General features: G+C 72.5%; 24 protein-coding genes. 10 read left to right on the plus strand and 14 right to left on the minus strand.

Annotated features, from left to right (window positions below; genetic code table 11):
* Window positions 1–316 precede the first annotated feature (316 nt).
* A complete protein-coding gene (locus tag ACIRB7_RS29355; protein WP_403604398.1) occupies window positions 317–736 on the minus strand; it encodes an ATP-binding protein in 420 nt (139 codons plus the stop codon).
* Window positions 737–954: 218 nt separating this feature from the next.
* Between ACIRB7_RS29355 and ACIRB7_RS29360 the strand changes: the two genes are divergently transcribed.
* Window positions 955–1,791 (plus strand): RNA polymerase sigma factor SigF, encoded by an 837-nt coding sequence (locus tag ACIRB7_RS29360; protein WP_403605034.1) that lies wholly within the window; start codon window positions 955–957, stop codon window positions 1,789–1,791.
* Between the two features lie 137 nt (window positions 1,792–1,928).
* Here the strand turns inward: ACIRB7_RS29360 and thpD are convergent, their stop codons facing one another.
* The 6 genes from thpD to ACIRB7_RS29390 form a co-directional block, all read right to left on the minus strand.
* Complete coding sequence (gene thpD / locus ACIRB7_RS29365; RefSeq protein ID WP_403604401.1) at window positions 1,929–2,813, minus strand: ectoine hydroxylase; 885 nt, start codon at window positions 2,811–2,813, stop codon at window positions 1,929–1,931.
* 60 nt (window positions 2,814–2,873) lie between these two features.
* On the minus strand, window positions 2,874–3,293 hold the full coding sequence (locus ACIRB7_RS29370; protein ID WP_351214300.1) for an ectoine synthase: 420 nt from the start codon (window positions 3,291–3,293) through the stop codon (window positions 2,874–2,876).
* Window positions 3,294–3,362: 69 nt separating this feature from the next.
* Entirely contained in the window at window positions 3,363–4,628 is a 1,266-nt protein-coding gene (gene ectB, locus ACIRB7_RS29375) for a diaminobutyrate--2-oxoglutarate transaminase (protein WP_403605037.1), read from the minus strand.
* Window positions 4,629–4,707: 79 nt separating this feature from the next.
* Window positions 4,708–5,238, minus strand: coding sequence for a diaminobutyrate acetyltransferase (gene ectA / locus ACIRB7_RS29380; RefSeq protein ID WP_403604404.1), 531 nt, complete (start codon window positions 5,236–5,238; stop codon window positions 4,708–4,710).
* A gap of 372 nt (window positions 5,239–5,610) precedes the next feature.
* Window positions 5,611–6,414 carry an endonuclease I family protein gene (locus ACIRB7_RS29385; RefSeq protein ID WP_403604407.1) on the minus strand — a complete coding sequence of 268 codons (804 nt, stop codon included), beginning with the start codon at window positions 6,412–6,414 and terminating at the stop codon, window positions 5,611–5,613.
* Between the two features lie 211 nt (window positions 6,415–6,625).
* Window positions 6,626–7,090: an Lrp/AsnC family transcriptional regulator gene (locus ACIRB7_RS29390; RefSeq protein WP_403604410.1), complete on the minus strand. Its 465-nt coding sequence runs from the start codon at window positions 7,088–7,090 to the stop codon at window positions 6,626–6,628.
* A gap of 117 nt (window positions 7,091–7,207) precedes the next feature.
* Here ACIRB7_RS29390 and ACIRB7_RS29395 point away from each other — a divergent pair, with 117 nt between their 5' ends.
* The 3 genes from ACIRB7_RS29395 (at window position 7,208) to ACIRB7_RS29405 (ending at window position 11,805) form a co-directional block, all read left to right on the plus strand.
* On the plus strand, window positions 7,208–8,317 hold the full coding sequence (locus ACIRB7_RS29395; RefSeq protein ID WP_403604413.1) for an asparaginase: 1,110 nt from the start codon (window positions 7,208–7,210) through the stop codon (window positions 8,315–8,317).
* Window positions 8,318–8,633: 316 nt separating this feature from the next.
* Window positions 8,634–10,070, plus strand: a complete 1,437-nt coding sequence (locus ACIRB7_RS29400; protein WP_403604416.1) for an aspartate ammonia-lyase — start codon at window positions 8,634–8,636, stop codon at window positions 10,068–10,070.
* Window positions 10,071–10,152: 82 nt separating this feature from the next.
* Window positions 10,153–11,805, plus strand: a complete 1,653-nt coding sequence (locus tag ACIRB7_RS29405; RefSeq protein WP_403604419.1) for a GMC oxidoreductase — start codon at window positions 10,153–10,155, stop codon at window positions 11,803–11,805.
* A 95-nt stretch (window positions 11,806–11,900) separates the two neighbouring features.
* On the opposite strand, the gene ACIRB7_RS29410 is transcribed toward ACIRB7_RS29405, so the two are convergent.
* Complete coding sequence (locus tag ACIRB7_RS29410; protein ID WP_403604422.1) at window positions 11,901–12,389, minus strand: carboxymuconolactone decarboxylase family protein; 489 nt, start codon at window positions 12,387–12,389, stop codon at window positions 11,901–11,903.
* Window positions 12,386–13,465, minus strand: coding sequence for a dihydrodipicolinate reductase (locus ACIRB7_RS29415; RefSeq protein ID WP_403604425.1), 1,080 nt, complete (start codon window positions 13,463–13,465; stop codon window positions 12,386–12,388). Before ACIRB7_RS29415 ends, ACIRB7_RS29410 begins: the two co-directional genes overlap by 4 nt.
* Window positions 13,466–13,694: 229 nt before the next feature.
* Between ACIRB7_RS29415 and ACIRB7_RS29420 the strand changes: the two genes are divergently transcribed.
* Window positions 13,695–14,522 (plus strand): L,D-transpeptidase family protein, encoded by an 828-nt coding sequence (locus ACIRB7_RS29420; RefSeq protein ID WP_403604428.1) that lies wholly within the window; start codon window positions 13,695–13,697, stop codon window positions 14,520–14,522.
* A 198-nt stretch (window positions 14,523–14,720) separates the two neighbouring features.
* Here ACIRB7_RS29420 and ACIRB7_RS29425 read toward each other — a convergent pair whose 3' ends face one another.
* The 4 genes from ACIRB7_RS29425 to ACIRB7_RS29440 all read right to left on the minus strand — a co-directional run bounded on the left by ACIRB7_RS29425 (window position 14,721) and on the right by ACIRB7_RS29440 (window position 18,763).
* Window positions 14,721–16,100 carry an NAD(P)/FAD-dependent oxidoreductase gene (locus tag ACIRB7_RS29425; protein WP_403604431.1) on the minus strand — a complete coding sequence of 460 codons (1,380 nt, stop codon included), beginning with the start codon at window positions 16,098–16,100 and terminating at the stop codon, window positions 14,721–14,723.
* Between the two features lie 205 nt (window positions 16,101–16,305).
* Entirely contained in the window at window positions 16,306–17,484 is a 1,179-nt protein-coding gene (locus ACIRB7_RS29430) for a YncE family protein (protein WP_403604434.1), read from the minus strand.
* Window positions 17,485–17,666: 182 nt separating this feature from the next.
* A complete protein-coding gene (locus ACIRB7_RS29435; protein WP_403604438.1) occupies window positions 17,667–18,248 on the minus strand; it encodes a dienelactone hydrolase family protein in 582 nt (193 codons plus the stop codon).
* Window positions 18,249–18,382: 134 nt separating this feature from the next.
* Window positions 18,383–18,763, minus strand: coding sequence for a hypothetical protein (locus ACIRB7_RS29440; RefSeq protein ID WP_403604441.1), 381 nt, complete (start codon window positions 18,761–18,763; stop codon window positions 18,383–18,385).
* A gap of 189 nt (window positions 18,764–18,952) precedes the next feature.
* On the opposite strand from ACIRB7_RS29440, the gene ACIRB7_RS29445 reads away from it, so the two are divergent.
* The 5 genes from ACIRB7_RS29445 (at window position 18,953) to ACIRB7_RS29465 (ending at window position 24,061) form a co-directional block, all read left to right on the plus strand.
* Window positions 18,953–20,161, plus strand: a complete 1,209-nt coding sequence (locus ACIRB7_RS29445) for an RNA ligase (protein ID WP_403604444.1) — start codon at window positions 18,953–18,955, stop codon at window positions 20,159–20,161.
* Window positions 20,162–20,163: 2 nt separating this feature from the next.
* A complete protein-coding gene (locus ACIRB7_RS29450; protein WP_403604447.1) occupies window positions 20,164–21,078 on the plus strand; it encodes an AAA family ATPase in 915 nt (304 codons plus the stop codon).
* Window positions 21,079–21,144: 66 nt separating this feature from the next.
* Entirely contained in the window at window positions 21,145–21,837 is a 693-nt protein-coding gene (locus tag ACIRB7_RS29455) for an RNase H family protein (protein ID WP_403604450.1), read from the plus strand.
* A 284-nt stretch (window positions 21,838–22,121) separates the two neighbouring features.
* The gene (locus tag ACIRB7_RS29460) at window positions 22,122–22,805 is read left to right on the plus strand and encodes a GNAT family N-acetyltransferase (RefSeq protein WP_403604453.1); all 684 of its coding nucleotides are present in this window, start codon (window positions 22,122–22,124) and stop codon (window positions 22,803–22,805) included.
* Window positions 22,806–23,011: 206 nt separating this feature from the next.
* Complete coding sequence (locus ACIRB7_RS29465) at window positions 23,012–24,061, plus strand: enoyl-CoA hydratase/isomerase family protein (protein ID WP_403604456.1); 1,050 nt, start codon at window positions 23,012–23,014, stop codon at window positions 24,059–24,061.
* A 13-nt stretch (window positions 24,062–24,074) separates the two neighbouring features.
* Here the strand turns inward: ACIRB7_RS29465 and ACIRB7_RS29470 are convergent, their stop codons facing one another.
* Entirely contained in the window at window positions 24,075–25,454 is a 1,380-nt protein-coding gene (locus ACIRB7_RS29470) for an aldehyde dehydrogenase family protein (RefSeq protein ID WP_403604459.1), read from the minus strand.
* Window positions 25,455–25,457 lie beyond the last annotated feature (3 nt).

Below are 25,457 nucleotides of genomic sequence, written 5' to 3' on the forward strand. Positions count from 1 at the left end.
GCCTGTCCACCCCCCGCCAGGTGCGCGTCCCGCAGGACCTGCTCCCGGCCTGACCCCCCCCGTCACCGCGCCGGCGGGGGCGCGCGCCCCCCCCCCCCCCCCCCCCCCCCCGGGGGCCCCGCCCCCCCCCCCCGGGGGGGGGCCCCCCCCCCCCCCCGACAAAAAAACACCCGCGCGCGTTACTTTTTGACTGGGCTGGGCCCCCCCCCCCCCCCGCGCGGGCGCCCGGGGGGGGGGGGGGCCCCCGCCCGGGCCGCCCCCACCCCTCTTTCGCGTCTTTCGCGTCTCTCGCGCGGCTCTCCCGCGGCGGGCCCGCTCATCGGTCGATCGTCACCGTCGCGTGGATGGTCTTGCCACCCGGGCGGGTGTCCACGGACACCTCACGGCACAGCCGCAGCACGATCGGCCAGCCGTAGCCGCCGGGACGCAGTTCCTCGCGGGGCTGGGGGACCGGGGGAACCCCGCTGGCGTCGGCCACGGACACGGTCACACGGTCCGGCCCGACCCTGATCCCGAAGCCGGTGACCCCGCCTCCGTGGCGGAGCGAGTTCGTGACCAGCTCCGAGGTGACGAGGAGCAGATCCTCCACCTGGGAGGGATGCAGGGGGCCGAGAGCCGCGAGCGCGTGGCGGACGAGCTGCCGCGCCTGGGCCGGTGTACGGACCGGGGACGATCCGCCGTACCCCGCGCCGTGCGGGGCGGTCGCCCGGGACAGGATGTCGCTCCGGATCTTCATCACGAGTCCCTTTCTTCCTGGTTCGTCATCAGGTGACAGGGTTCGCCTGCCCGTTCCTCACCACCTGATGCCTCCCGCCCCCCCAGGAGGAAAGGGCCCGAATGGAGTGGAGTGCCTACGGCAGTCGGGGGTACGAGAACCAGGATCGCTGAACTGACCGCGAGCAGGAGGAGGTTGATCCCGTGCGGACCCAGCCGGCCCAGGCGACGACGACGTACGTGACGAACGGTACGCGTGAGGACCTGCCGGTTCTCGACGCACCCCACCGTCTCGCGCCCCAGGACGCGCGTGCCCTGTCGAAGATGTTCTTCCGTGAACTGGCGGTACGGGAGGAGGGCACGGAAGGCCATCAGTACGTACGGAACACGCTGATCGAGATGAACATGTCGCTCGTCCGGTACGCGGCCGGGCGGTTCCGCGCGCGGGGCGACGAGATGGAGGACATCGTCCAGGTCGGCATGGTCGGCCTGATCAAGGCGATCGACCGCTTCGACCTGTCGCGCGAGGTGGAGTTCGCCACCTTCGCCGTGCCGTACATCGTGGGTGAGATCAAGCGGTTCTTCCGTGACACCACCTGGGCGGTGCACGTGCCCCGCCGGCTCCAGGAGGCGCGGGTGGAGCTGGCGAAGGCGACCGACGAGCTGAGTTCGCGGCTCGGCCGGGCCCCCAGCGTCGCGGAGCTGGCGCCGCTCATGGAGCTGTCCGAGGACGAGGTCGTCGAGGCCCAGGTGGCCGCCAACGGCTACAACTCCACGTCCCTCGACGCCACGATCGGCGGCCCCGACAGCGAGGACGACGACGCGGCCCTGGCCGACCTCATCGGCCAGGAGGACCCGGCGATCGAGCTGTTCGAGGACTTCCACACCCTCGCCCCGCTCGTGGAGGCCCTCGAGGAACGCGACCGGGTGCTGCTGCATCTCCGCTTCGTCGAGGAGCTGACCCAGACGCAGATCGGCGAGCGGCTCGGCGTCTCGCAGATGCACGTCTCGCGACTTCTGGCCCGGAGCCTGAACCGGCTCAGGGAAGGGCTGGTCGAGCCGGGCACGGACGACTGAAAGGCCACGGAGGAACGACCGAGGGGTGTACGGCTGAGCCGTACACCCCTCTCGGCTGTCATCGGATCCCGACTGTCATCGGAACTGTCGTCGGATCCGGCTCGGGAACGTGCGGGTGCGCTCCCGGGCGGCCGTTCTCACGGGCGCGTGGCGATGAAGGAGGGCCGCCGGACCGGTGCGGCGAACGGCGCCTCGGGCTGGTTCTCGACGCTGTTGAAGACGAGGAACACATTGCTCCGGGGGTACGGGGTGATGTTGTCGCCCGACCCGTGCAGCGCGTTGCAGTCGAACCAGGTGGCGGACCCCGCGGGGCCGGTGAAGTGGCGGATGCCGCAGGCGTCGGCGAAGGTGGTCAGCGCCTCGTCGGACGGGATGCCGGCGTCCTGCATCCGCAGCGACTTCTTGTAGTTGTCCTGGGGCGTGGCACCCTCGCAGCCGAGGAAGGTGCGGTGCGAACCCGGCATGATCATCAGACTGCCGTTGGTGGTGTGGTTCGGGGTGAGCGCGATCGACACCGACACGGTCCGCATCCTCGGCAGGCCGTCCTCTGCGTGCCAGGTCTCGAAGTCGGAGTGCCAGTAGAAGCCGCTGGCGCCGAAGCCGGGCTTGACGTTGACCCGCGACTGGTGGACGTAGACGTCCGAGCCGAGGATCTGCCGGGCGCGCCCCACGATCCGCGGGTCCTCGGCCAGCTTGGCGAAGACCTCGCTGATGCGGTGGACCTCGAAGACGGAACGTATCTCCTGGGAACGGGGCTCGACGATCGCCCGTTCGTCCGTTCGTACGGCGGGATCGGTCACGAGCCGGTTCAGCTCCGCCCGGAGCTCGTCGACCTCGTGCGGGGCCACGAGTTCGTCCACCGTGACGAAGCCGTCGCGGTCGTACTCCTCCAGTTCACGGGCCCAGAACGGCCCCGCCGTGCCGGGCTCGGACCACACGACCGGGTCCTTGCGGCCGATCAGCTGCTCCTTGGGGCCACGGGTGGGGTAGAGGTCGACGGGGCGGGTGGGTGCGGAGGTCATGAGGGAGCGTGCCTTCCTTCCTGTACGGGGTCGTTCGGTCGTCGGGTGCCGCGCCGTGGCTCAGCTCTCTTCGCGGACGGACTCGTCCGGCTCGGTGAGCAGGGGGTAGACACCGTTCTCGTCGTGGTCCTCGCGTCCTGTGACGGGCGGGTTGAAGACGCAGAGGCAGCGGAAGTCCCGCTTGACCTTGAGGGTGTGGCGCTCGTGCCCGTCGAGCAGGTACATCGTTCCGGGCACGATCGTGTACGTGCGGCCCGTCTCGTGGTCGGTGAGCTCGGCCTCGCCCTCTGTGCAGACGACGGCCTCGACGTGGTGCGCGTACCACATGGACGTCTCGGTGCCTGCGTACAGCACCGTCTCGTGGAGGGAGAAGCCGACCCGCTCGCGGGCCAGGAGGATGCGCTTGCTCTCCCACGTGCCCGAGGCGGCCCTCACGTGCCGCTCGGTGTTCTCCAGCTCGTCGAAGGAACGGACGATCATGGGGTGCTGCCTTTCGGTGCGTGCTCGGTGCGTGCTGCTTGTCGCGTGTGCGGGGCGGGTCCGGTGGGGTCAGGCGGTGTGGCGGACCGAACGGGCCAGGATGCCGAGACCCTCGTCGAGGTCCTCGTCCGTGGCGGTCAGCGGCGGCAGCAGTTTGACCACCTCGCCGCTCGGACCCGAGGTCTCGACGAGCAGCCCGGTCTCGAAGGCGCGCCGGCACACCGCCGCGGCGCGGTCCCCGTCGGCGAACTCCAGACCCCACACCATTCCGCGCCCGCGGACCGAGACGCCCATGCGCCCGCCGTCCCCGCACAGGTCGAGGAGGGCGCTCTCCACCCGGCCGGCCCGGCTCAGGGTGCGCTCGCGCAGGGCGCCGTCGCGCCAGTGGGCGTCGAGAGCGGCCGTGGCGGTGACGAAGGCGGGGTTGTTGCCGCGGAAGGTCCCGTTGTGCTCGCCGGGCTCCCACACGTCGAGCTCCTGCCGGAACAGGCAGAGGGCCATCGGGAGGCCGTAGCCGCTGATCGACTTGGACAGGGTGACGATGTCCGGCGTGATGCCGGCCTCCTCGAAGGAGAAGAAGTCGCCGGTGCGCCCGCAGCCCATCTGGATGTCGTCGACGATCAGGAGCATGTCGTGCCGGCGGCAGAGCTCCGCGAGCCCGCGCAGCCACTCGGCCCGTGCGACGTTGATGCCGCCCTCGCCCTGGACCGTCTCGACGATCACGGCCGCCGGGTGGTCGAGGCCGGAGCCGGCGTCGCCGAGGAGCCGCTCGAACCAGAGGAAGTCGGGGACCTGACCGTCGAGGTAGTCGTCGAAGGGCATCCGGATGGCGTGGTGCAGCGGGACGCCCGCTCCGGCGCGCTTGGCGGCGTTGCCGGTGACGGCCAGCGAGCCGAGCGACATCCCGTGGAAGGCGTTGGTGAAGGAGACGACGGTCTGGCGCCCGGTGACCTTGCGGGCGAGCTTCAGGGCGGCCTCCACGGCGTTGGTGCCGGTGGGGCCGGGGAACATCACCTTGTAGGGCAGGGCGCGGGGTTCGAGGACCGTCTCGTGGAAGGTCTCGAGGAAGTCGCGTTTGGCGGTCGTCGACATGTCGAGACCGTGGGTGATCCCGTCGTCGGCGAGGTAGTCCAGGAGGGCCCGCTTGAGGACGGGGTTGTTGTGGCCGTAGTTGAGTGAGCCCGCGCCGGCGAAGAAGTCGAGGTACGGACGCCCGTGCTCGTCGTACAGCCGGCTGCCACTGGCACGTTCGAAGACGACGGGCCAGGCGCGGCAGTAGCTGCGGACCTCGGATTCGAGGGCCTCGAAGACGGAAGGGGCGGCGATGTCGATCAGGGTCACGGAGTCTCTTCTCCAGGTGTGGTTCGGGTGCGTGGTGCGTGCGGACGACGGCGGAGGGTGCCGGGAGACCGGCTCAGGACGCCGAGGGGCCGAGGGGGCCGATGCGGTACAGCACCTCGGACTCGTGTCCTGCCGCGGGGAAGGCGGCCGAAGGGAACAGCACCTCCTGCGTCAGGTCCGCGCCGTGCCGACGCGCGTAGGACCGGAACAGCCGGTCGGAGGCGAGGTTCCCCGGGGTGACGGTGGCCTCGACTCGGCTGACTCCGTGCTCGGCCGCGACCCGAGTGGTCAGGGCGTCGAGCAGGGACCCGGCTACCCCGCTTCCGCGGTGCGAACCCTCCACGGCGACCTGCCAGACGAAGAGCGTCTCGGGCGACTCCGGCCGCAGGTAGCCGGTGACGAAGCCGACCGGGCGTCCGGAGGCGGCACGGGCGACGGCGGTCGTGTCGGCGAAATCGCGGCACCACAGCAGATAGCTGTAGGGCGAGTTGAGGTCCAGTTCCCCCGAGCCGCGTGCGATCCGCCAGAGTGCGGCGCCGTCGTCGATCCCGGCGGGGCCGATGCGGAGGCCGTCGACCTGGGCTGTCATGTGAGCTGTGGTCATGGGCGCCGAAGCTACCGAGTGAGCCTCGGAACTTCCTGGGGCTGAGGGCTTGTTCCGGGCGACGGAACGTGATAGATGCTCTGGCGATTCAAGTGGCTGGAATGACTACTTCGCCACACGGCAAAGGCGCGCAAAACGGGTCAAAGTCACCGTTTATAACGTATGCATAACGCCTCTGAGGTGTGTCCTACGTCTACTCGAAGAGCGTGAGAACATCCGCCGTTTGGCGTTTGAAGGCGCCGGAAGCGGTCAGGCGTACGGGTCGACATGCGCGGGTCGACATCCACGGCCGACATGCACGGCCGACATGCACGGAGCCGGGCCGGGTGCGGCGAGCCCGGCCCGGCTCCGTTCGGTTCCGACGTGGTCGGGCTACCAGATCGCCTCGACCCACTCCGGGTGGTCGATGAACGGGTTCCGGTTGCCCTGGTAGGTGTGGAAGATCAGGTCGTTGCGACGCTCCTCGAAGGCGCTCGGCGGGTCCTGCTCGTTCCACTGCTTCAGGATCGAGAGGCGGCCGTGCCAGGGGACGCTGCCGTTGCTGGTCGACTCGTTGGGCTCCAGGTCGGCCCAGGCGTCGTCGCCCTCGTAGCGGACGGCCATGTAGAGGATCATCCGGGCCACGTCGCCCTTGTCGGCGTTGCGCGGCTCGAACGAGTTGCTGTCCGTGTAGCTGCCGGAGGCGCCGCTGACCGGGCTGCCGCCGGTGTCCCAGTCCTTGTTGCCGCGGATGCTGTTGACCTGGACGTCGCAGGCGCGCAGGTGGTGCAGGTCGGTGCCGGGGCCGGCGGAGGTGCCGAAGCTCCCGTGGGACTGCGCCCACACGTGCTCGCGGTTCCAGTCGCCCACGTCACCGCCGTTGAGGGACTTGCTGCGCGAGACACCGCTGTAGAGCAGGGTCACGTTGTTGGCGTTGCCGGGGTCCTGGTCGGTGACCTTCAGGGCGTTCCAGACCGCGTCGTACGAGATCTTGGTCTGGCTGCTGATGATCGTGTGCAGCGAGGACTTGAGGCTCGTGCCGGTCTTGCCGATCGCGTTCTTGTAGTACGTGCTGTCGTACGCGGTGGTCGTGGCGCTCGCGGGAGTCGCGGTGACCGTCGGAAGGGTGAGGGTGACGAGGGCGGCGGCTATGGATGCCGTCCACGCCTTCCAGCGGCCGGTCTGTGCAACGGACATGGGGGGTGCCCTTTCCCGGGGACGTCACGCGAAGGTACACGGGGCCCGCTCAACGGCTCCGGGTTCTACGCGTGTTGACTTCTTGTCAGCCGGGAGCGTGACACGGCGAGGGGACCGGCCGTGTAACCGGGAGGAGGATTTTCTGTGACGTTCTCGCATACGCGGGAGCCGCGCCCGGAAGCGGGACGTGCGCCGTCTCCGTCCGGGCGGGTCAGGCGCCCCGAACGTCCACCGGCATCCCCTTCGGCTCCTTGATGCGCTTCATGATGATCTGCGAGTTGACCTCGGTGACCCCGGCGAGCGTCGTCAGTCGCTCGATCCACAGCCGTTCGTACGCCGCGAGGTCGGCCACCGCGATCCGGAGGAGGCACCCCGGGCTCCCGAACAGCCGGTACGCCTCGATGACGTCCGGCACGTCCTGCAGTGCCGCCTCGAAGGCCTCGACCGTCTCCCGGTCCCGCCGCACCTCGACCGAGACGAGGACCTCGAACCCGCGCCCCACCGCGTCCGGGTCGATGATCGCCCGGTAGCCCTGGATCACCCCGTCCTGCTCCAGCTGGCGCACCCGGCGCAGACAGGGCGAGGGGCTGAGGCCCACCCGCTGGGCCAGCTCCTGGTTGCTCAGCCGGCCGTCGTTCTGGAGCTCGCGCAAGATATGGAGATCGATTCGGTCCATGGCGCAATTATCTACCACGCTGAAACCTTCCGTCGGCCGATTTCGCAATCGTCTTGCGCGCCTTCTGCCCTATCGTTGCGGCGCACGGCGATTTCGGTACGAGTAAGGACGGCAGGCATGAAGCGGACGAACGACGGGGGAGCGCGCCGGATCGTCGTCATCAGCACCGGCGGCACGATCGCGAGCCGCTGGCAGGGCACCGGCTACGCCGCCGACGCCTCCGGCAGTGACGTCATGGCCACCGCCCCCCTCCCCGAGGGCGTCACCGTCGAGATCGTCGACCTGTTCAACGTCAACAGCTCCCGTATGACCGCGGCCCACCAGCTGGCCCTCCTGCGCACCGTGCACGAGACCCTCGCCGACCCCGGCGTCGACGGCATCGTGGTCACCCACGGCACCGACACCCTGGAGGAGACCGCCTTCCTCCTGGACCTCCACCACACCGACGTCCGCCCGGTCGTCCTCACCGGAGCCCAGCGCCCCTTCGGCACCGGCGACGGTGACGGCCCCGGCAACCTGTACGACGCGCTCCAGGTCGCCTGCACCGTCAGCGACCTCGGCGTCCTCGTCGTCTTCGACGGCCGGGTCCACGCCGCCCGAGGCACCGTCAAGAGCCAGACGCTCGCCGCCGACGCCTTCTCCGACCCGTCGGCCGAACGCCTGGGCCGCGTCGGGTTCTCCCGCGTCGACATCGAGCGACAGCCTGAGCGCCCCACGCCGCTGCCGCTCCCCGCCGCCGCGCACACGGCGACCCCCGGCGCCCCCGGGCCCGCCCCGCTGCCCCGCGTCGACATCGTCACCCACCACTCCGACGGCGACCCGTTCCTGCTGAACGCGGCCGTCGCCGCCGGCGCCCGGGGCATCGTCCTCGAAGCGACCGGCGCGGGCAACGCCACCCCCGAGATCGTCGCCGCCGTGGCCGACGCGGTCGCCGAGGGCGTCCTCGTCGCCGTGACCACCCGGGTCCCCGCGGGCCCGCTCGCCGAGATCTACACCGGCGGCGGCGCCGTCGACCTCGTCGCCGCCGGAGCGCTGCTCACCGGCACGCTCCGCGCCGCCCAGGCCCGGATCGCCGTCCTCGCCACGCTCCTCGCCGACGGCGCCGCGGGCGACCCGGCCCGCGGCACCGCCCTCCTGCGCCGCCTCCTCGAAGGGCCGGTCCGCGTGGAACCGGCACTCGCCACCGGCGCCTCCCGCTCGGCCTCGGCAGTCGCCGCACGCGCGTAGGACGTGTCCGCCGCGCCAGGGCCTGACAGACCCTGACCGGCACCCCAGAACCCCGGCTCGCGGGCGGCGCACCCCCCCCCGCCCGCCCGCGAGCCGGAGCCAACCCCAGCTGTCGGAATCCTGCTGCCACTGCCGTACGGTCCCGAGCCCGCCCGGGCAGCCTCGCGCGCCCGCACGTCGACGTACACGCGCGTACGTGTGCCACGGGCTGTCGTGCGCTCGGAACGTGACGGCCCCGGCCCCCGTGCCCCCGGCGGCACTCCTCCCTCCTTCGCCGCGACAGCCCCTCGCGCCCCACGCCCCAAGGACGGCAACCATGCTCCCCGCCCCCGCCCCGCACCCCGCTCCCGTCCGTCGTGAGCATGATCTGCTCGGGGACCGGGACGTGCCCGCCGACGCCTACTGGGGCGTCCACACCCTGCGCGCCACCGAGAACTTCACCGTCACCGGCACCCCGATCTCCGTCTACCCGCTGCTCATCGACGCGCTCGCCGCCGTCAAGGAGGCCGCGGCCCGCGCCAACGAGGAGCTCGGGCTCCTCCCCGCCGACAAGGCCGGCGCCATCGCCGGCGCCTGCCGGGAGATCCGTACGGGACACCTCCACGACCAGTTCGTCGTCGACGTCGTCCAGGGCGGCGCCGGGACCTCCACCAACATGAACGCCAACGAGGTCGTCGCCAACCGCGCCCTCGAACTCCTCGGTCACACCAAGGGCGACTACGACCGTCTCCACCCCAACGAGGACGTCAACCTCGGCCAGTCGACCAACGACGTCTACCCGACCGCGATCCGCATCGCGGCGATCGGCGCGGCCCGCGAACTGCTCAAGGCCATGGCCGTACTCCAGGACGCCTTCGCCGCCAAGGCCCTGGAGTTCCGCGAGGTCGTGAAGATGGGCCGCACCCAGCTCCAGGACGCGGTGCCCATGACGCTGGGCCAGGAGTTCTCCACGTACGCCGTGATGCTGGAGGAGGACCGCTGCCGGCTCGCCGAGGCCGTCGAACTCATCCACGAGATCAACCTCGGGGCCACCGCCATCGGCACCGGCCTCAACGCCGCCCCCGGCTACGCCGAGACCGCCCGCCGCAACCTCGCCGAACTGACCGGCCTGCCGCTCGTGACCTCCGTCAACCTGATCGAGGCCACCCAGGACTGCGGCGCCTTCGTCCAGCTCTCCGGCGTCCTCAAGCGCATCGCGGTGAAGCTCTCGAAGACCTGCAACGACCTGCGGCTGCTCTCCTCCGGGCCGCGCGCGGGCCTCAACGAGATCAACCTGCCGCCGGTCCAGGCCGGTTCCAGCATCATGCCCGGCAAGGTCAACCCGGTGATCCCCGAGGTCGTCAACCAGGTCGCCTTCGAGGTGATCGGCAACGACATCACCATCACCATGGCCGCCGAGGCGGGCCAGCTCCAGCTCAACGCCTTCGAACCGGTCATCTTCCACGCGCTCTCGAAGAGCCTCCTCTCCCTGCGCGCCGCCTGCCTGACCCTCGCCGAACGCTGTGTCAGCGGCATCACCGCCAACACCGAGGCGCTCAGGGCCGCCGTCGAGAACTCCATCGGCCTCGCCACCGCGCTCAACCCGCACCTGGGCTACACCGCCGCCACGGCCATCGCGCAAGAAGCCCTCGCCACCGGCCGCGGGGTCGTCGAACTCACCCTGGAGAAGGGCCTGCTGCCTGCCTCCCGGCTCGCCGAGCTGCTCACCCCCGAACGCCTCACCGGCGCCCCCGGGGCCTTGACACCCCGATGAAGTTACCCGTCGGTTTCTCGTGACTTCCCCGGTCGCCGACAGTAGAACATGTTCCCATTCGCTCACGAGTGAGGAACGTCACATGAGTGAACGCTCCCTGCCTGCCCTGGGAACCGGCGGCGTCAACCGTCGCCGGTTCCTCACAGGAACAGGTTCCCTTCTCGGCGCCGCGGCCCTCGCCGCCCACGCCGCCCCCGCCCACGCCGACACCGGCCTCACCGCCATCCCCAGCACCCCCCTCCCCACCGGCGCGCACGTCCGCGCCCTCGTCATCGGCACCGGGTACGGCGGCTCCGTCGCCGCCCTCCGGCTGGCCCGTGCGGGCGTCCCCGTCCACATGGTCGAGATGGGCATGGCCTGGGACACTCCCGGATCCGACGGCAAGATCTTCGCCAACACCACCCGGCCCGACTACCGCTCCTTCTGGCTGCGGACCCGCACCAAGCAGCCCCTGAGCAACTTCCTCGGCTTCCCCCTCGACAAGGACGTCCCCCGCCACACCGGCATCCTCGACGCCGAGGACTTCGCCGGCATCACCGTCTACCAGGGCCGTGGCGTCGGCGGCGGCTCCCTCGTGAACGGCGGCATGGCCGTCACCCCCCGCCGCGAGAACTTCGCCGCCATCCTGCCCACCGTCGACGCGGGGGAGATGTACTCGACCTACTACCCGCGCGCCAACGCCGGTCTCGGCGTCACCGCCGTGGACGAGGCATGGTGGGAGGGCACCGCCTGCTACCAGTACGCCCGCGTCGGCCGCAAGCACGCCCAACGCTCCGGCTTCCCCTTCGTCTTCGTCCCGAACGTCTACGACTGGGAGTACATGAAGCGGGAGGCCGCCGGAGCCGTACCGAAGTCGGCCCTCGACGGCGAGGTCATCTACGGCAACAACGCCGGCAAGAAGACGCTCCAGAAGACCTACCTCGCCCAGGCCGCCGCCACCGGCCGCGTCACCGTCTCCGCGCTGCACAAGGTCACCTCCGTCACCCCCGCGCCCGGCGGCGGCTACACCGTCACCGTCGACCAGATCGACACCACAGGCGCCACCCTCGCGAGCAAGACCGTCACCGCCGACAAGGTCTTCTTCGCCGCCGGAAGCGTCGGGACGAGCAAGCTCCTCACCCGCCTCAAGGCCACCGGCGCGCTCCCCGCCCTCAACGACCAGATCGGCAAGGGCTGGGGCGACAACGGCAACGTCATGTGCGGCCGCGCCAACCACATGTGGGACGCGACCGGCAAACTCCAGTCGGCGATGCCCACCGCAGGCATCGACAACTGGGACGCCGGCGGCGCCTTCGCCGAGGTCGCCCCGCTGCCCACCGGCATCGAGACCTACGCCTCCTTCTACCTCTCCATCACCAAGACCCCCCACCGGGCCGAGTTCACCTGGAACGCGGCCACCGGCAAGGTCGACCTGAGCTGGGACCGGGCCTGGAAGCAGACCTCCATCGACGCCGCGAAGACCATCTTCGACAAGATCAATGCCAAGGAGGGCACGATCTACCGCACCGACCTCTTCGGCGCGTACAAGATCTGGGGCGACCACCTCACGTACCACCCGCTCGGCGGCGCGGTCCTGGGCCGCGCGACCGACAACCACGGGCGGCTCCACGGCTACACCGGCCTGTACGTCATCGACGGCGCCCTCGTCCCCGGCAACGCCAGCGTCAACCCGTTCGTCACCATCACGGCCCTCGCCGAACGCAACATCGAACGGATCGTCGCCGAGGACTTCTGACGGGTGACGACTTCTGCCGGCCGACGGGGGCGGGGCGGGCCGGCCGGGTTCTCCCGGCCGGCCCGATCCCCACACTCAGGCCCGCGCCCGTGCCCTCAGTGCGTCGGCAGTACGCACACGGTGTCGAGCCCCAGCACCCGGTTGAGCCGCCCGAACGCCAGCCACGAGCCCAGGCTCATGGTCAGCTCCACGATCTCCGCCTGGCTGTACCGCGTCGTCATCCGGTCCCAGAACTCCTCGTCCAGACCGTGGTGGTCGAGCGCGTACCGCTCGGCGTACTCGGCCGCGAGCCGGGTCCGCTCGTCGAAGGCCTCCGAGACCTCCGTCTCCCGCCACGCGGCGACGACCGCGTCGAAGCCGTCCTCGACCTTCTCGCCGTCCCGGTCGGTACGCCAGTCCAGACAGAAGCCGCAGCCGTTGATCTGCGCGATCCGCAGCCTCGCCGCCTCGAACTCGCGCAGCCCCAGGGTCGTATGGGCGTACACCGACAGCGAGAAGTTCGCCGCCGCCGTGCCGATCTCCGGGACCATGTCGCCCCACACGTACCCGATCGGCTCCTGGTCCTCGGGAATGTCGATGATCACCGTGGTCTCCTTCCCAGCTTCCCGACCGCCGGCCGCAACGGCACGTCCAGCGCGTCGTACAGTCCCGGCTCCGCCGCCACCAGCCAGTCGATCGCCCCCACGAGCCGACCCACCGCCGTGGCGTTCCCGCCCGCCGACCGGTTCTCGCCCTCGGCGGTCGCGGCCACCGTCACCTCGATCCGGGGGCTGCCCTCGACGATCACGCGGTGCGCCCCCGCCCCGTCCGGCGGGACCGGCCAGTCCGGCGCGCAGGACGGATGGATGCGGGTCACGTGCTCGATCACGATCCGCGGCACCCCGTCGACGATCCCCTGCACCTCGAAGCGGATCGCGCCCTGCGTGCCCGCCTCGAAGAGGCCCATCGTGCGGGTCTTCACGGTCGACTCCAGCGGACGCCGGTCCACCGTCTCGCGGATCTCGTCGAGCTCGGCGCCGAGCGCGCGGGCCATCAGGCGTATCTGCCCGCCCCACACCATCGTCGGCACCGACGGCAGCAGCATCGGCGGCTCGTACGCCATCGGCCGGCCCATCCCGATGAGGTCCCGGACCGACTCCTCCTGCTCGTACGTCGAGTAGTCGAAGATCTCCTGACAGCGGATCACGTCCACGGTGCTGCCGAGCCCGCTCACGAGCAGCGGCAGCACGTCGTTGCCCCAGCCGGGGTCGACGCCCGAAACGAACAGCGAACCGCCCCCCTCGGCGACGGCCGCGAGCACCGGATTCCGGAACTCGGGCGGCGCGTTGCGCTGGTCGTACAGCGGATAGAGCGCCGGCGTCACGACCACCGCGCCCGCCCGCACCGCACGCGCCACGTCGTCGAGCGCCCCGTCGGGCCGGGTGTCGCCGGAAGCCGCGTACACCACCGCCCCGGGCCGCCCGCCGAGCACCGCACCGACGTCGTCGACGGCCACCACCCCGAGATCGCGACCGAGCCCCGCGAGCCACCCCGCGTCCCGCCCGACCTTCGCCGGATCGGAGACGAGCACGGCCACGAGCTCAAGCCCTGGATGCGCGTCCACGGCACGGATCGCCGCACGCCCCACATTTCCGGTACCCCACACCACCGTCCGAATCATGCGCGGAGGGTAACGCCGGGCCCCGAAGGTTCCCAGACCCGCGACCCAATAATCTGACGGCTCGTCAGATCACCTGGGTCCGGGTCAGCGACAGTGTCACGAACGGCACCGTGTCGCCCGGTCGGACAACCAGACGCCGCCGTACGGGTGAGGGCGTCGGTGGGGCCGTAGTGCCGCCCGCCGAACGGGTACGGATCGCAGCACTGCCCCCGGCCAGGAGGATCCGTCCATGTCCGTCCGCAAGGGCGCACCCGCCCTGCTGAGCGCCGGCACGCTGTGCGCGGCCCTGTTGCTCACCGGCTGCGCGAGTACCGCGCCGTCCGACCCCGCGCCCGCCGGGCCGCCCACCTCGGCCCCGCCCGCCGTCGGTGACTCCCGCCCCGCGGGCGCGCCACCCCGAGCGGCCGGCGAGGTGGGCGGTCCGGGGCAGTCGGCGAGCAGCCCCTCCTCCGCCCCGGCCCCCGCGCCCCGGATCCCCGGTATCGGCCCCGCCACCCACGCCCTCGTCCCCGACGGCACCACCCAGGCCCTCGTCGTCACCGGCACCACCGCCGACGACAACACGGCCACCGCGACGCTGTACGAACGGGCCCCCGGCGGCCGCTGGACCGCGGCCGCCGGACCGTGGCCCGCCCACAACGCGCTCCGGGGCTGGACCGAGGACCACGTCGCCGGCGACCTGCGCACCCCGATCGGGGTCTTCCGGATCGGCGACGCCGGCGGCCGACTGCCCGATCCCGGCGCCCGTATCCCGTACGACCAGGACAGGGAGTTCGCCATCAGCGGCACCGGCTTCTCCGGCGAATCCCTCGAAGGCTCCTTCGACCACGTGATCGCCATCGACTACAACCGCGTACCCGGCCGTACCCCGCTCGACAAGGAACGCCCGCTCGGGCCGGGGAAGGGTGGCGGGGTCTGGATCCACGTCGACCACGGCGGACCCACCCAGGCGTGCGTGGCGCTGGAACGCGAGGATCTGCGCGAACTGCTGCGCGCCCTCGACCCGTCCAGGGAACCCGTCGTCGTCATGGGCCCGGCCCCCGCGCTCGGGCGCTGAGCGCCCGGACCCCGGGGCGGCGGGCCCCCGATCCGGGGCCTCGGCTCCTGTGCCGGGGCGTCGGGCCCCGTGCGGGGGCCGTCGCTCCGGTGCGGGGGCGCCGGGCCTGACGCGCGCCTCAGCGCCCGGTCCCGGGGGCGCCGGGCCTGATGCGGCCTCAGTGCCCGGAGCCGGGGGCGTCGCGCTCCGATCCGGGCCTCAACGCCCGCCCGTTCCGACAGCCCCACGGAACGATGCCGTGTGCTCCCGGACCTGCTCCGGCGTCAGATACGCGTCGGTGTACTCGAAGTCCCGCAGGGTGCCCGCCTTCGACGCCAGGAACCCCGTCCGTACGAAGTCGTCCCCGGCCACCGCGTTCAGCAGCCAGTTCGTCATCACCCGGGTCTTGGCCACATTGGTCCGCAGGGCCCCCCAGTGGTAGGCCCGGGCCACGGCCTGCGCCGGCATCCCGTGCAGTTCCACACCGAGCGGCTTCGAGACCCCGTCCATGCCGCCGAGGTCCACCACGAGCCCCAGGTCCTTGTGCCGGTACGGGTGGGTCGCCTCGCCGCGCAGCGTCGAGACCAGATTGTCCGCGACGGCCTTCCCCTGCCGCATCGCGTGCTGCGCGGTCGGCGGACAGATCGCACCCGCCTCGCCCTTGGCCAGGTCCGGCACGGCCGCCGCGTCACCCAGCGCCCACACCCCGTCGAGCCCCGGCACCGCCATCTCCGCCGAGACGACGGCCCGGCCCCGCAGGGTCTCCACGCCCAGCGTGCCGATCAGCGGACTCGCCGCCACCCCGGCCGTCCAGATCAGTGTCCGGCTCGGCAGCACCCGCCCGTCCGTGAGGGTCACCGTCTTCTCGTCCACCGAGCCCACCGACACCCCGAGCGACACCTCGATGCCGCGCTTGGTCAGGATGTTCATCGCGGCGGCGCCCAGCTTGTCGCCCAGCTCGGGCATCAGCTTCGGCGCGATGTCCACCAGATGCCACTTGATCAGCTTCGGGTCGATCCGGGGGTACCGCTTCACCGCGTTACAGGTGAGCTGCTGGAGGCAGGCCGCTGTCTCGGTGCCCGCGTAACCGCCGCCGACGACCACGAACCGCAGCCGCGCGGCTCGTTCCTCCTCGTCGGTGCTCGCGTCCGCCAGGTCCAGCTGGGCGATGACGTGGTCGCGGATGTACACGGCCTCCGCGAGCGTCTTCATCCCGCGCGCGTGCTCGGCGAGCCCCGGGATGTCGAAGCTGCGGGTCACGCTGCCGGGCGCAAGGACGAGATGGTCGTACGGCTCGGTCACGTACTCACCGGAGATCGTCCGCACCACACAGACCTTCGCCGCCGTGTCCACCCCGACCACGCCACCGGGCACGATCCGGGTACGGTGCCGCTCGCTGCGCCGCAACGACAGCGCGACCGACTGCGGGGTCAGCACCCCCGCCGCCACCTGGGGGAGCAGTGGCAGGTACAGCTGGTACGAGAACGGCGAGAGCAGCGCGATCTGCGCCTCCCGCTCCGCGAGCCGCCGTTCGAGCCGCCGTACGCAGGCCACGCCGGCGAATCCGGCGCCCACCACGAGAATCCTCGGTCGCGTCACGCTGTCCGCCCTTCCGTTGGAGCGTGCCAGCCCCAGGGGGCAATCTGTGGCTGACTATCCGTGGTTCACCCTTTTTATCCCTATTGCGTCCGGATCGCCCTTCGGCTTGGTCCGCCCTGGCTCGACGGCGGCCGCGCGGGCACCGGCACGCCGTTCGGCTACCCCCTCGCGGCCGTTCCACCGCCCCGCCCCGCCGAAGGGCCTGTCAGAGGACCACGATCGCCAGCGGCCGCGAGCCCGCGGCGAGGCGACGGGTCTCGCCCGAGTCCAGGTCGACGACGCTGAGGCCGTCCCAATACCCGTCCCGGGTGAACCCGCCGGTCGCATACGCGGTCCGCCCGTCCTCCGACACGGCCACGCTCTCGTGCGGTCCCTCCAGGGGATAGACCCGCTCGGCCCCGCCGGGCGACCGGACCGTAAGCGAGGGCCCACGGTCCACGTCCGGGTCGATCGGCCCCGTGCCCACCGTCAGGAGCGTCCCGTCGGCGGTCACCGTGGCGCCGTGCTGATGGGTGTTCGCCGTCATCGGCTCGATCGTCGTCCGGCCCGTCCGGGGGTCGACGACCGCGAGCCGCTCGCCCTCGAAGGGCAGCAGCAGCTTTCCGTCCGAGGGCCGTACGGCCGTGTAGTGCGGCTTGAGCCAGGAACCGAGCCCGCCCTCCGTGCCGTACGGGGCGACCTCCACCCGGCGCGGCTCCAGCGTCCCCGCCGTGACGACCGTGACGTCGAAGGAGTCGTGGTTCGTCGCGTACACCTCGGCGCCGTTCCGCGACACGTCCACGTCGAACGGGCGCCGGCCCACCGGCACGGTGTCCGTGACGCGCAGCGTCGCCGTGTCGATCACCTCCAGGGCCCCGTTCCCGTCGGGCACGTTGACCCCCACGTACGCCCGTCGGCCGTCCGGGGCGAGCGCGATGCCCATGCCGCCACCCCGGTACTCGCCCGTGGTCACGGGCCCGGCGTCCGTCTCGTACGGGATCAGCGCGAGCCGTTGCCGGGTCGCCGTGTCCACGACCGCCACCCCCTCGGCGGTCGCCACCCAGGCCCGCCCGTCCTCACCGACGGCCAGGCCGTACGGCGCGGTGCCGACCTCCACGGAGCCCGTGGCACCTCGCTCGGGGTCGACGAACGTGACCGTGTCGGAGCCGAAGTCGGAGACCAGGAGCGTGCCCGGCGCCGGCCCGCCGGCCGGGGCGGGCGTCACGGTGGCGGAGGAACCGGCCGTGGGCGCCGCGGAGCCGGGGGACACCCCGGCCGACGGCTTCGTCGCCGACGCGGAGGCCGCCCCTCCGGACCCCTGGGCGCACCCTGCGAGCACGGCGACGCCCAGCACGGCGGGCACGAGCACGCGGGTGGCGCGGGACGCGCGGCGGATCTTCGGCATGGCGGACTCCTCGGTGCGGTGGACACGGGCGGCGCCGTCGGGAGACAGCCCCGCACCCTGCTCCGATACTCCGCCCGCACCCGACCCCGTACGGTCCGACAGCCGGCCCTCCACCGGCAGCGGGACGGACGACACCGGGGTCGGCCGAACGGTTGACCCGCCCGGCCCTCCCACACCGACCCTCAGTGCTCAAGGCCGCCCAGGAAACACAGCACCCGCTCCAGACAGAGCGCCGCCGCCTCCGGCGCATGGGACGGCGTGCCGCGCTCCGCGAACAGGTGCGTGGTCCCGGGATAAAGGAACAGCCTCCGGTCCGGCGCGTCCGCGACCAGCGCACGGGCCGCCGCCAGATCGCCCTCGTCGACGAAGAACGGATCGGCGTCCATCCCGTGCACCTGCGCGGGGACGCCCTCCGGCCAGGCCCCGCCGAACTCCGCCACCGGCACACAGGCGCTGAACAGCAGGGCGCCGAGCGCCCCCGGCCTGGTCTGCGCCAGCTTCTGCGCGGGCAGCACACCGAGCGAGAACCCGGCGAGCACGATCTCCGCCGGCAGGCCCTCGGCGGCGCGCTCGCCCCGCGCCACGAGCGCCTCGAAACCTATCTCCTGGGCGTACCCGGCGCCGGCCTCCAGGTCGGTGAACGTACGCCCCTCGTACAGGTCGGGCACGTGCACCGTGTGGCCGGCCCGCCGCAGTTCGTCGGCGAACGCGCCGACGCCCTCCGTCAGCCCGAGCGTGTGGTGGAACAGCAGAACCTCGGCCATGTCGTCATCCCCTGATCACCGTTCGCAGCCCGCCCCACCGCGGCACAGGCCGTCCGGGACACATCATGGCCGACGGCACTGACAACGCCCGGATCCCGTGGAACCGGGCCCGGAGCGGGGAGAGGACGCGACGGCTAGCGCAGCGGCCGGTGCGGCAGGACGGCGCCCGCCTGGCCCACGACGCCCATCGGACCGGTGACCCCCATCTGGCCACCGGAACCCATCGGACCCCCGGCCCCCATCTGCCCACCGGCACCCATCGGACCGCCGCCCCCCATCTGGCCCCCGGCTCCCATCTGCCCACCGACGCCCATCTGACCACCGGCACCGGGGTGACCGGCACCGGGGTGCTGGCCGTGCCCCTGCGGCCCGGCGACACCCTGCGGCGGCACCTGGATGACCCGGCTCAGGTCCCGCAGAACCTCCTCGGCGACCTGGCGGACGTCACCCGGAACATCCCCCCGCTCCCGTATGAGCTCGGCGTAGATCGGTGCCGTGCCGTCCGCGTGATTCATGGGGCTCGCTTCCTTCGTCTGCGCCGGTTACGTCACCGACGGGGAGACGGCGAGTCTACGGGGCACCACCGACACGCCCGGGTTCGGGAGCCCGCGCACCGCCCCCTCCGGGCCCCCGGGCCGGATATTCGCTGTTCCCCGAGGCCCCACCGGCCGAGAATGGATCACCGAACACCCGGGAGGGACCCCATGAGCCAGGCGACCCTGACTCTGCACGACCTGATGCCGTCCGACGAGCTCGCCTCCGCACTCGCGGACGGGCACGTCACGCGCAAGCGCCACCCCGAGCTGCCGCTGTCGATCTACACGTACACGCGCGCGTGCCAGTACAGCCGGCACTGGAACCGGGCGACCACACGCTGCCGCGGACTCGTCGCCGACGACGCCACCGGGCGGATCGTCGCGCTCCCCCTCCCCAAGTTCTTCAACGTGTCCGAGCACGCCTCCGGCCGCCCCTACGCGCCGCCGCTGCCCGACGAGCCGTTCGAGGTGTACGACAAGGTCGACGGCAGCCTCGCCGTCGTCTTCCACTACGACGGCCGCTGGCACGTCGCCTCCAAGGGCTCCTTCACCAGCGCCCAGGCGACCTGGGCACAGCGTCGGCTCGACGCCGCCGACTCCACGGGCCTGACGCCGGGTGTCACGTACCTCGCGGAGATCCTCTACCCGGGCAACCGCGTCGTCGTGAACTACGGCGAGCGCCGCGACCTCGTCCTGCTCGCCGCGTTCGGCCGGGACGGCACGGAGATCCCGCTCGCCGAGGCCGCCGTCGGATGGGATCCCGTCGGGTCGATCGTCCGCACCTGGCCCGCCATGAGCGTCGGCGAGCTCGTCGCCCTCACCGAGTCCAACACCCTCCCGGGCGGCGGGCGGGCCACCGGCACCGACGCCGAGGGCTTCGTCCTGCGCTTCGCGTCCGGCCTGCGCGCCAAGGCCAAGATCGCCGAGTACGTACGCCTCCACAAGGTGCTCACCGGTGTCACCGAGCGCGACATCTGGCGCGGTCACGGCATCCAGCGGTTCGCCGCCCTGCCGGCCGCCGAGCTCGCCAAGGGCCTCGGCTGCCCCGTCACCGATGTCGAGGCCTCCGGCGGCAAGCCCCTCGACGCCCTTCTCGAGCAGGTGCCGGACGAGTTCGACGCCTGGGTGCGCCAGGTGATCGCCCGCCTCGAAGAGGCCGCCACCGACCGCGAGCGGGCCGTCGACGAGGCGTACGCCCACTTGGCCCACCTCGCCGGCGACCGCGGCGCCTTCGCCCGCGCCGCCGCGGGCGTGTCCGACCGGGGCCTGCGCGCCGCGCTTTTCCTGCGTCTCGACGGACGCCCCACCGACCTCCTCGTGTGGCGACAGCTCCGCCCCGAGGCCACCGACCCCTTCGCCACCGACCAGGAGAACTGACCGTGCCTGTCGTTCACGTCATGACCGGCCTCCCGGCCTCCGGGAAGACGACGGCCGCCCGCGCCCTCCAGGCCGCCGCCGAGGGACGCGTACGCCGCGTCAACCTCGACGACCTCCGCGCCATGCTCGACCTCCCCGCGACGGACCGCGGCCGCTCCCGCACCCATGAGCAGACCGTCCTCGGTATCCAGGACGCCGCCGTCCGCGCGGCCGTCGACGACGGCTTCGACGTGGTCGTCGACAACACCCATCTGACCCCGCACGTCCCGAAGCGGCTGAAGGCCGCCGTCGCGGGCCTGGCCACCTTCGCCGTCCACGACTTCACCTCCGTGCCCGTCGACGAGTGCGTCCGCCGCGACGCGGTCCGCGAGCGGCCCGTCGGCGAGGAGATCATCCGCATCCTCGCCGACAAGCACGCCAAGGCCACCCGGGGCGGCTGGCGGCTCACCGCGGACTGGCTCAACGACCAGGCGGCCGTCGAGCCCTACGTCGCCGACCCGAGCCTCCCCACCGCCGTCATGTGCGACATCGACGGCACCCTCGCCCTGCGCGTCGACCGCGGCCCGTACGACTTCACGCGCTGCGACCGCGACCTGCTCAACGTCTCCGTACGGGACGCCCTGCGTGCCTTCCGCCACGCGGAGCAGGACCGGATCGTCCTCCTGTCCGGCCGGAGCGAGGACCACCGCGCGCTCACCGAGAGCTGGCTCGCCCGCCACGAGGTGCCGTACGACGAACTGTGGATGCGGGCCTCCGGCGACGGCCGCGGCGACGACCTCGTGAAGGCGGAGCTCTTCGACGCCCACGTACGCCACCGCTACGCCGTCCGCGTCTCGCTCGACGACCGTGACCGCGTCGTCGCGCTCTGGCGCCGCATGGGTCTGCCCACCTGGCAGGTCAACTACGGCGCCTTCTGAGCCGATCATCCCGACCGGAGGCGGGGGTGGGGCGACCCACCCCCGCGGCCGTGTCAGGATCGTGGGATGGTGGAAAAGATCATCGCGGCGTGCGACGGCGCGTCGAAGGGAAACCCCGGCCCCGCGGCCTGGGCATGGGTCATCGGCAGGGCCGACGGAGCGATCGACCGCTGGGAGGCGGGCCCGCTCGGCCGGGCGACGAACAACGTGGCCGAACTCACGGCCCTGGAGCGGCTCCTCGAAGCGCTCGACCCCGGGGTACCGGCCGAGGTCCGCATGGACTCCCAGTACGCCATGAAGGCCGTCACGACCTGGCTCCCCGGCTGGCGCCGCAAGGGCTGGAAGACCTCCTCCGGCAGCCCCGTCGCCAACAAGGAACTCGTCGTCCGCATCGACGCGCTCCTCACCGGCCGGGACGTCGACTTCGTCTACGTACCCGCGCACCAGGTCGACGGAGACCCCCTCAACGACGCGGCCGACCGCGCGGCCAGCCACAGCGCCCGTACGCAGGAGCCCACGGGCTCCGCCGCCGGCGCCCCGCTGCCCCCGCCGGAAGCCCCGACGCGCGCCTCCGCGCCCCGCGCGCGCTCCTCAGCGCCGTCCGGCTCCGCCGGTGGCGCGACCGCGCGTCGGACACGCCCGGCCGGCGGCACGCTCAAGGCGAGATTCGCCGGCCGCTGCCGCTGCGGCAAGGCCTACGACAAGGGCGAGACCATCGCCAAGAACCCCGACGGCTGGGGCCATCCCGCCTGCGTATGACCCGTCCGCCGTCCGACTGGCGGGCGGCTCCGTCCGTTGCTTGAGACCGGCCGACCCGGGCGCGCGTGAGCCTTCACCCACGCGTGTATCCGGGTTCGCCGAGGGTTCTGTTCTCCGAGCGCTTGTGGCTGCATACTGTCCTCCTCGCACCGGTGACGAACCGTTTTACCTGCTGTTTTGTCGTTCTCACGACATGGTCGGCACCGGCGAGAACCTCCCCCTTGCTGCTGCCGCGGTCACCCCTCGGCGGAAGCCTTCCCTGCCCGTGAAAGACCCGAGGATCCGTGCCAGTACCTGTTCTCCTGACCGGGCGCTCCGTGCGCCTGGAGCCGCTGGCGATGCGGCACGCCGAAGCCCTCGCGCGGGCCGGCGGGGTGGACCGATCGGCCTACGCCTTCACCCCCGTACCCGACGGCTTCGAATCGGCCCTCGACTACATCGCCCGCGCCCTGACAGATCAGGCGGCAGGACGCTCCCTGCCCTTCGCCCTGGTCAGTACGGCCGACGAGCGAGTCATCGGCTCGACCCGGTTCCTCGAACTCGACTACTGGCGGGGGCCGCTGACCTGGCCGCCCGTCCCCGGCATGCCCCACGGAGATCCGCTGACCGCCGTGCCGGACGCCGCCGAGATCGGCAACACCTGGATCGGCCGCGACGCCCGGGGCACGGGCATCAACACCGAGGCGAAGTACCTCATGCTCCGGCACGCTTTCGAAACCTGGGGCGTCCGCCGCATCACGATGCGCGCCGACGCCCGCAACACCCGCTCCAGAATCGCCATCGAGCGCCTCGGAGCGAGCTGCGAAGGCGTGCGTCGCGCCCACTCACGGGGCCTCGACGGAGCCGTCCGCGACACGGCCTTCTACTCGATCCTCGACGAGGAATGGCCGACCGTCCGCGACATCGTCGAACTCCGCCTGTCCACCCCCCGCCAGGTGCGCGTCCCGCAGGACCTGCTCCCGGCCTGACCCCCCCCGTCACCGCTCCGGCGGGCGCTCGCGCCCCCCCCCGTCACCGCTCCGGCGGGCGCTCGCGCCCCCGCCGGAGCGGTGGTCCTCAGCCCCTCCGACACCCGCCCGCCCAGTGACGGCCGGAACCCCCTCGTGCACGTCCCGGCCCTCCCGGTACGGTGATCGCGACAGCGAGCCGCGCCACCCGAAGGGACCGAGTGATCGTGCCGACCGGAACCGCCGACGTACTCCTGCGGACGGAGGGCCGGGCCGGATTCATCACCCTGAACCGCCCTCGCGCCATCAACGCCCTCACCCACGCCATGGTCCTCGCCGTCGACGCGGCCCTGACCGCCTGGGAGCACGACCCGGCCGTCACCACCGTCGTCATCGAAGGCGCCGGTGAGCGCGGACTCTGCGCCGGCGGCGACATCCGCGCCATCCTCGACGGCGCGCGCGCCGGCGGCTCCGCGTCCGAGGCCTTCTGGCGCGACGAGTACCGCCTCAACGCCCGGATCGCCCGCTACCCGAAGCCGTACGTCGCCCTCATGGACGGCATCGTCATGGGCGGCGGCGTCGGCGTCTCCGCACACGGCTCCGTCCGCGTCGTCACCGAACGCTCCCGGGTCGCCATGCCGGAGACCGGCATCGGATTCGTCCCCGACGTCGGCGGCACCCACCTCCTCGGCCGCGCCCCCGGCGAACTCGGCACCCACCTCGCCCTCACCGGCGGCCACGTCGGCGCCGCCGACGCGATCCTCACCGGTCTCGCCGACCACTTCGTCCCCTCCGCCGAACTGCCCGCCCTGGCCCGCGACCTGACCCTGCTGCCCGCCGCGGAGGCCGTCGCCCGCCACACCGCCACCGCGCCGCCCGGCGTCCTCGCCGAGCAGCGGGAGTGGATCGACACCTGCTACCGGGCCGAGACCGTCGAGACAGTCGTCGAGCACCTCTTCGACACCGGCGTGCCCGCCGCCAAGGAGGCGGCCACCACCCTCCTCACGAAGTCGCCGACCGCCCTCAAGGCGACCCTGGCCACCCTGCGCCGCTCCCGCGCCCTCGCCACCCTGGAAGAGGTCCTGGACCTGGAGTTCCGGGTGTCCTGCGCCGCCCTCACCACCCCCGACCTCGCCGAGGGCATCCGCGCCCAGGTCGTGGACAAGGACCGCAACCCCCGCTGGACCCCGCCGACGCTCCCCGAGGTCACGGACGAGGCCGTCGCCCGCTTCTTCACCCCGCCGCCCGGCGGCGACCTCGGCCTTGGCGGCGCCTGAGCACGCTCGCCCGCTACCGCCCGGCCCCGGGCCCCAGCCGGACCGTGACCGTCTTCGGCCGCTGGTACTCCTGGAGGGCCAGGGTGCTCAGATCGGTGCCGTGACCGGAGGCGCCGCGGCCGCCGTGCGGGAGTTCCGCGGTCTGGACGAGATGGCAGTTGAGCCAGGCCTCGCCCGCGTCCAGGGCGGCGGCCAGCTCAAGGCCGGTCGCCAGGTCGGTGGTCCAGACGCTCGCCGCCAGCGCCTGCGGGACGCTGTTCGCCAGGGCGAGGGCGGCCGCCACCCCTTCGGCCCGCTGCACGGTGAGGAGCGGGCCGAACACCTCCTCGGTGACGGCCGGGTCGTCGTCCGGGACGTCCGCGAGCAGGCGGGCCGGCCGCCAGTGCCCCGCCTCCTCGCCCGGCGCCGGGGCGATGCCCGACACGAGGTTGCGCTCGGCTCCCGTGGAGGCGACCAGACGGTCGTACCGCTCGGCCTGGTCCGGGTTGTTCAGCGGCCCGAAGTCACGCCCGGCCACCCGGGAGCCCAGGGCCGCCGCGAGCCCCTCGACGGCGGCCTCGTAGTTCTCCGAGAGGGTGATGACCCGCGCGGGCGCGGCACAGCTCTGCCCCGCGTTGTACGTGACGGCCTCCGCGAGGGACGCCCAGGTGTCGGCGGGCGCGTCGGGCAGGACGATCGCCGGGGCGTTGCCGCCCAGCTCCAGACTGACCCGTCGGGTCCCCGCGCGTACCGCCACGTCCGCGCCGGCCCGCCCGCTGCCGGTGAACGCCACCATGTCCACCGCGGATTCCACGAGCAGCCGCCCCGTCTCCCGGTCACCCGTGACGCACCGGAGCACATCCGCGCCGAGCGCCGCCCCGGCGTGTTCGGCGAGCAACCGGAGGCTGTCGGGGGTCGTCTCGGCCGGTTTCGCCACCACCGTGTTCCCGGCCGCCAGGGCCGGTGCGCAGCGCCAGGCCGCCATGAGCAACGGATAGTTCCAGGGCACCACCGCCCCCACCACACCGACCGGCTCCCAGCGCACCCAGCTCTCGTGGCCCGCCACGAGGCGGCCCGCGGCCGGTGCGGTACGGGTCCTGGCCGCCGTCGCGAAGAACCGGAACAGGTCCGCGACCTGCTCGATCTCGCCCGCCACCTCCGCCCCGGGCTTCCCGGTTCCGGCCCGCTCACGGGCCGCGTACTCCGCCGCGTGCTCCTCGACCAGGCCCGCGAGCCGGTCCAGCCGCCGCCCGCGCTCCTTGGGAGTCAGCGCGCTCCAGCCGGGGAGCGCGGCGCGTGCGGCGGACACGGCGGCGCGGACCTCGGGCAGCCGGGACCGGGCCGCCGAGCCGCGCGGAGCCCCCGTACGCGGGTCGGTCAGCTCGACGGGGGGAGTCGGGAAGCTGGTGCTCATGAG

Source organism: Streptomyces sp. NPDC093795, assembly GCF_044764665.1.
Taxonomy (GTDB): Bacteria; Actinomycetota; Actinomycetes; order Streptomycetales; family Streptomycetaceae; genus Streptomyces.

Coding starts and splice junctions, on each gene's coding strand:
- thpD (WP_403604401.1), bottom strand. CDS start 2,813: ATGACCTCCGCACCCACCCGCCCCGTCGACCTCTACCCCACCCGTGGC.
- ACIRB7_RS29470 (WP_403604459.1), bottom strand. CDS start 25,454: ATGAGCACCAGCTTCCCGACTCCCCCCGTCGAGCTGACCGACCCGCGT.
- ACIRB7_RS29435 (WP_403604438.1), bottom strand. CDS start 18,248: ATGGCCGAGGTTCTGCTGTTCCACCACACGCTCGGGCTGACGGAGGGC.
- ACIRB7_RS29440 (WP_403604441.1), bottom strand. CDS start 18,763: ATGAATCACGCGGACGGCACGGCACCGATCTACGCCGAGCTCATACGG.
- ACIRB7_RS29400 (WP_403604416.1), top strand. CDS start 8,634: ATGCTCCCCGCCCCCGCCCCGCACCCCGCTCCCGTCCGTCGTGAGCAT.
- ACIRB7_RS29355 (WP_403604398.1), bottom strand. CDS start 736: ATGAAGATCCGGAGCGACATCCTGTCCCGGGCGACCGCCCCGCACGGC.
- ACIRB7_RS29420 (WP_403604428.1), top strand. CDS start 13,695: ATGTCCGTCCGCAAGGGCGCACCCGCCCTGCTGAGCGCCGGCACGCTG.
- ACIRB7_RS29390 (WP_403604410.1), bottom strand. CDS start 7,090: ATGGACCGAATCGATCTCCATATCTTGCGCGAGCTCCAGAACGACGGC.
- ACIRB7_RS29455 (WP_403604450.1), top strand. CDS start 21,145: ATGGTGGAAAAGATCATCGCGGCGTGCGACGGCGCGTCGAAGGGAAAC.
- ACIRB7_RS29445 (WP_403604444.1), top strand. CDS start 18,953: ATGAGCCAGGCGACCCTGACTCTGCACGACCTGATGCCGTCCGACGAG.
- ACIRB7_RS29430 (WP_403604434.1), bottom strand. CDS start 17,484: ATGCCGAAGATCCGCCGCGCGTCCCGCGCCACCCGCGTGCTCGTGCCC.
- ACIRB7_RS29415 (WP_403604425.1), bottom strand. CDS start 13,465: ATGATTCGGACGGTGGTGTGGGGTACCGGAAATGTGGGGCGTGCGGCG.
- ACIRB7_RS29405 (WP_403604419.1), top strand. CDS start 10,153: ATGAGTGAACGCTCCCTGCCTGCCCTGGGAACCGGCGGCGTCAACCGT.
- ectA (WP_403604404.1), bottom strand. CDS start 5,238: ATGACCACAGCTCACATGACAGCCCAGGTCGACGGCCTCCGCATCGGC.
- ACIRB7_RS29385 (WP_403604407.1), bottom strand. CDS start 6,414: ATGTCCGTTGCACAGACCGGCCGCTGGAAGGCGTGGACGGCATCCATA.
- ACIRB7_RS29395 (WP_403604413.1), top strand. CDS start 7,208: ATGAAGCGGACGAACGACGGGGGAGCGCGCCGGATCGTCGTCATCAGC.
- ACIRB7_RS29370 (WP_351214300.1), bottom strand. CDS start 3,293: ATGATCGTCCGTTCCTTCGACGAGCTGGAGAACACCGAGCGGCACGTG.